This window comes from Rhodoblastus sp. (assembly GCF_041915505.1).
Taxonomy (GTDB): domain Bacteria; phylum Pseudomonadota; class Alphaproteobacteria; order Rhizobiales; family Beijerinckiaceae; genus Rhodoblastus.
Map to the genome: position 1 here is coordinate 1 of NZ_JAYSBG010000369.1, position 3,313 is coordinate 3,313.

Consider the following 3,313-nt stretch of genomic DNA (forward strand, 5'->3'; position numbering starts at 1 on the left):
CTCCGAAATTCATTCGCTGAAGGAGGCGCTGGCGCCTCCCCTCTTCGCGCGTCACCGGGAGGCGCTCGCGCCTCCCGTCAAATCATTCTGCGGCTTCGGCCGGCGGCGTTTCTTCATTCGCCGGCGGTGCGGACTGGTTCAGCTCGACATTGAGGCCGAGCGAACGCATTTCCTTGACCAGCACGTTGAAGCTTTCCGGAATGCCGGATTCGAACGTATCGTCGCCGCGCACGATGGATTCGTAGACCTTGGTGCGACCCGCGACGTCGTCCGACTTCACCGTCAGCATTTCCTGCAGCGTATAAGCCGCGCCATAGGCTTCGAGCGCCCAGACTTCCATTTCGCCGAAGCGCTGGCCGCCGAACTGCGCCTTGCCGCCAAGCGGCTGCTGCGTGACCAGCGAATAGGGGCCGATCGAACGCGCGTGGATCTTGTCGTCCACCAGATGGTGCAGCTTGAGCATGTAGATCACGCCCACCGTCACCCTGCGGTCGAAAGCCTCGCCGGTGCGGCCGTCATAGAGCACGGTCTGGCCCGAACCGTCGAGCCCGGCCTGCTCCAGCATCTTGACGATGTCCGGCTCGCGCGCGCCGTCGAAGACGGGAGTCGCGATCGGCACGCCGCGGGTCAGGTTCTGGGCGATCTCGACCAGTTCGCCATCGGCCACGGCGCCAAGCTCCGAGGTGTCGGCGCCCTTGCCGTAAAGCTCGACCAGCTTGTCGCGCAGCGGCGCCGAATTCAGCGAACGCTGATAGGCGTTGACCGCTTCCGCGACCTGCTTGCCGAGATTGCGGCAGGCCCAGCCCAGATGCGTCTCCAGAATCTGGCCGACGTTCATGCGCGAGGGCACGCCGAGCGGGTTCAGCACGATGTCGACGGGGGTGCCGTCGGCGAGGAAGGGCATGTCCTCTTGCGCCAGAATGCGCGAGACCACGCCCTTGTTGCCGTGGCGGCCCGCCATCTTGTCGCCGGGCTGGATCTTGCGCTTCACCGCGACGAAGACCTTGACCATCTTCATCACGCCGGGCGACAGCTCGTCGCCGCGCTGCAGCTTCTCGACCTTGTCGAGGAAGCGGCTCTCAAGCCCCTTCTTCGCCTCGTCGTACTGCTTGCGCATGGCCTCGATCTCGCCCATCAGGGCGTCGTCGTCGACCGCGAAGACCCACCATTGCGAGCGCGGATATTCGTCGATCAGCTCGCGGCTCAGCACCTGCTCCTTCTTGAAGCCCTTCGGGCCGGAAAGAGCGGTCTTGCCGATCAGCATGTCGGCGAGGCGCGCATAGACGTTGCGGTCGAGGATCGCCAACTCGTCGTCGCGGTCCTTGGCGAGACGCTCGATTTCCTCGCGCTCGATCGCCTGGGCGCGCTCGTCCTTGTCGACGCCGTGGCGGTTGAACACGCGCACTTCCACGATCGTGCCCTGCACGCCCGGAGGAACGCGCAGCGAGGTGTCGCGCACGTCGGAAGCCTTCTCGCCGAAAATGGCGCGAAGCAGCTTTTCTTCCGGCGTCATCGGGCTTTCGCCCTTGGGCGTGATCTTGCCGACGAGAATGTCGCCCGCCTGCACTTCCGCGCCGATATAGACGATACCCGCCTCGTCGAGATTCTTCAGCGCCTCTTCCGAAACGTTCGGAATGTCGCGCGTGATTTCTTCGGGACCGAGCTTGGTGTCGCGGGCCATCACCTCGAATTCATCGATATGGATCGAGGTGAAAATGTCTTCCTTGACGATCTTCTCGTTGAGAAGGATCGAATCTTCGAAGTTGTAGCCGTTCCAGGGCATGAAGGCGACGACCACATTGCGGCCGAGCGCCAGATCGCCCATGTCGGTCGACGGACCGTCGGCCAGAATGTCGCCCTTGCGCACGATGTCGCCGACGCGCACCAGCGGACGCTGGTTGATGCAGGTCGACTGGTTCGAGCGCTGGAACTTCATCAATCGGTAGATGTCGACGCCCGGACGGGCGGCGTCGAGTTCTTCCGTCGCGCGGATGACCACGCGGGTGGCGTCGATCTGGTCGACCACGCCGGCGCGCCGGGCGGCGATGGCGGCGCCCGAATCGCGCGCGACCACGCCTTCCATGCCGGTGCCGACCAGCGGCGCGTCGGCGCGGACCAGAGGCACCGCCTGGCGCTGCATGTTCGAGCCCATCAGCGCGCGGTTGGCGTCGTCGTTCTCCAGGAACGGGATCAAAGCCGCGGCGACCGAGACGAGCTGTTTCGGCGACACGTCCATGAAATCGACATGGTCAGGCGTGAGCATGACCACATCGCCGGCGCGGCGGCAGACGACCAGATCTTCGGTCAGGGCGCCCTTGTCGTCGAGCGACGCATTGGCCTGGGCGACAGAATATTTCTGCTCTTCCATCGCCGACAGATAGACCACCTCGTCAGTGACGCGGCCGTCTTTCACGCGGCGATAGGGCGCCTCGATGAAGCCGTATTTATTGACGCGCGCGAAAGTCGCGAGCGAGTTGATCAGGCCGATGTTCGGGCCTTCCGGCGTCTCGATCGGACAGATGCGGCCGTAATGGGTCGGATGCACGTCGCGGACTTCGAAGCCGGCGCGCTCGCGAGTCAGGCCGCCCGGGCCAAGCGCCGACAGACGGCGCTTATGGGTGATCTCCGACAGCGGATTGGTCTGGTCCATGAACTGCGAAAGCTGCGACGAGCCGAAGAACTCGCGCACGGCCGCCGCCGCCGGCTTGGCGTTGATCAGGTCCTGCGGCATGATCGTGTCGATATCGACCGAGGACATGCGCTCCTTGATGGCGCGCTCCATGCGGAGCAGGCCGAGGCGATATTGATTTTCCATCAATTCGCCGACCGAACGCACACGGCGGTTACCGAGATGATCGATGTCGTCGATTTCGCCACGGCCGTCGCGCAGGTCGACCAAAGCCTTGACCACGGCGAGAATGTCGGCGCGACGCAGCACACGGGTGGTGTCCGGCGCGTCGAGGTCGAGGCGCATGTTCATCTTCACGCGGCCGACCGCCGAGAGGTCATAGCGCTCGGCGTCGAAAAACAAGGAATGGAACATGGCTTCCGCGGAATCGATCGTCGGCGGCTCGCCGGGACGCATCACGCGGTAGATGTCAAACAGGGCCTCTTCACGCGAGCTGTTCTTGTCGACAGCCAGCGTGTTGCGGATATAGGGGCCGATATTGATGTGGTCGATGTCGAGGATCGGCAGCTCTTCGAAACCGAGGCCGAGGAGATGCTCCAGCGTCTTGGCGGTGATCTCGTCGCCCGCTTCGGCGAAGATTTCGCCGGTCTGCGGGTTATAGAGATCTTCCGCGATGAACTGGCC

The 3,313-nt window shown here is 64.0% G+C and carries 1 protein-coding gene; it reads right to left on the minus strand.

Annotated features, from left to right (window positions below):
- Positions 1-82: 82 nt before the first annotated feature.
- Positions 83-3,313, minus strand: a 3,231-nt coding sequence (gene rpoB, locus ACE3S9_RS17030) for a DNA-directed RNA polymerase subunit beta (protein ID WP_374547671.1), incomplete at its 5' end; no start/stop codon positions are given.